2 protein-coding genes are annotated in these 1,581 nt (G+C 34.9%); both read right to left on the bottom strand.

Features of this window, described 5'->3' with window-relative positions; translation table 11 throughout:
- Positions 1-21: 21 nt before the first annotated feature.
- Positions 22-651: a response regulator transcription factor gene (locus tag DIU01_RS03040; RefSeq protein ID WP_290831781.1), complete on the bottom strand. Its 630-nt coding sequence runs from the start codon at positions 649-651 to the stop codon at positions 22-24.
- Between the two features lie 84 nt (positions 652-735).
- Complete coding sequence (gene nadE, locus DIU01_RS03035; RefSeq protein WP_290831787.1) at positions 736-1,545, bottom strand: NAD(+) synthase; 810 nt, start codon at positions 1,543-1,545, stop codon at positions 736-738.
- Between the last annotated feature and the right edge of the window lie 36 nt (positions 1,546-1,581).

The following is a 1,581-nucleotide window of genomic DNA, read 5'->3' as shown; positions in this document are numbered from 1 at the left end:
ATTTAAAATATTGGAATTTCTTTAAACGATATCCAAAGTCTTAGCTTTATTAACCAAATCTACCAAATTGGTAACATTTAGTTTTTGCAATAATCTTAATTTGTAAGTACTAATTGTCTTTTCATTCAAGTCAAGAACCTTAGAAATTTCATTGTTTTTCTTTCCGTCACATAAGTAACGCAAAACCTCAATTTCTCTGTTAGATAACTTTCTGTAAAGACGTTCGCTTTTATTTTGCTTAGCAATAAGCGCCAAACTTTTCTTGATACTATCACTCAAAATTACAATTCCTTGATGAACTCTAATAATTGTAGTTCCAAGCGTTTCAAGCTTTGATGATTTGTGAACAAAACCAGAAACACCAGCTTTAATCGCATTTGGAGCATAAATTTGCTCGTTCAAACTAGTGAAAACTAATACTTTGGTATTTGGAAAATTTTTGATAATCGCTTTCAACTCATAGATACTTTTTAATCCGTCAAGTTCAAGGTCAATTACCAAGACATTTATCTCTTTATTTCGAAGTGCATCCGGCACCATATAGAAACTTCCCACATTAGAAACCACACTAATTTCTGGGTGATCTTTAAAATATGACTTTACGCCATAATGTACCACAGGGTAATTATCGGCAAGGCAAACATTGATCATAATTTTAATTTTTTAGAAATTAATACTCATAACTAATTGTAAAGTTAGTAAAAAAAATACTAATTATCGTAATTTATTGACTATTTAATATTTAAGTGCTAGTGGAACCTCACAAACAGGTATCGGATCCATCTTATGTTTATTTACGAAATTAAGGCGTTTATAGATGTCAAAAACCTCTTTTTGTCGTCCAGAAAACTGTTCTGTAACGCTTCCTTTTTCAGCTTCTAGCATTGCCCATTCCAATTCATCATAACTCGCTCCAAGCTGATCTTCGTCACTTCTATTATCACCAAATAATCCATCGGTCGGAGCCGCTTTTTGAATCGATTCTGGAATTCCCAAAAACTTTCCAAGCGCATAAACATCACTCTTCATTAAATCGGCAATCGGACTCAAATCAACGCCACCATCGCCATATTTTGTATAAAATCCAACGCCAAAATCCTCTACCTTATTTCCAGTTCCAGCAACCAACAAGCCGTTAATTCCAGCAAAATAATACAAAGTCGTCATTCGCAAACGAGCTCTCGTGTTCGCCAACGACAAATTATATTTCACCTCATTCTCCGTTTTTGGCATTTCAGCTTTAAATGTTTCATAAATCGGAGTCAAATTTGCTTCAGCGCGACTCACATTTGCAAACTTTTTAATCAATTGCTCAATGTGTTCTCGTCCGCGACTTACCTGATTTTCCGCCTGATGTATCGGCATTTCTACACACAACGTTGGTAAACCCGTTTGCGCACAAAGCGTAGAAGTCACCGCCGAGTCAACGCCGCCAGAAATTCCCACAACAAAACCATTCACTTTTGCGTTATCCGCATAAGTCTTCAACCAATTTACAATATGCGCGTTTACTTTTTCTACTTGAATCGTACTCGTTTTTGACATTTTATTTAGAAGATTTAAAAATCCGTAATGTATATA

It is taken from the genome of Flavobacterium sp. (assembly GCF_003525665.1).
Classification (GTDB): domain Bacteria; phylum Bacteroidota; class Bacteroidia; order Flavobacteriales; family Flavobacteriaceae; genus Flavobacterium.
This window is presented reverse-complemented; position numbering and strand designations above follow the sequence as displayed.

What these genes read in the sequence shown, in the direction of transcription:
- DIU01_RS03040 (WP_290831781.1), bottom strand. Translation starts at nt 651, where the DNA reads ATGATCAATGTTTGCCTTGCCGATAATTACCCTGTGGTACATTATGGC.
- nadE (WP_290831787.1), bottom strand. Translation starts at nt 1,545, where the DNA reads ATGTCAAAAACGAGTACGATTCAAGTAGAAAAAGTAAACGCGCATATT.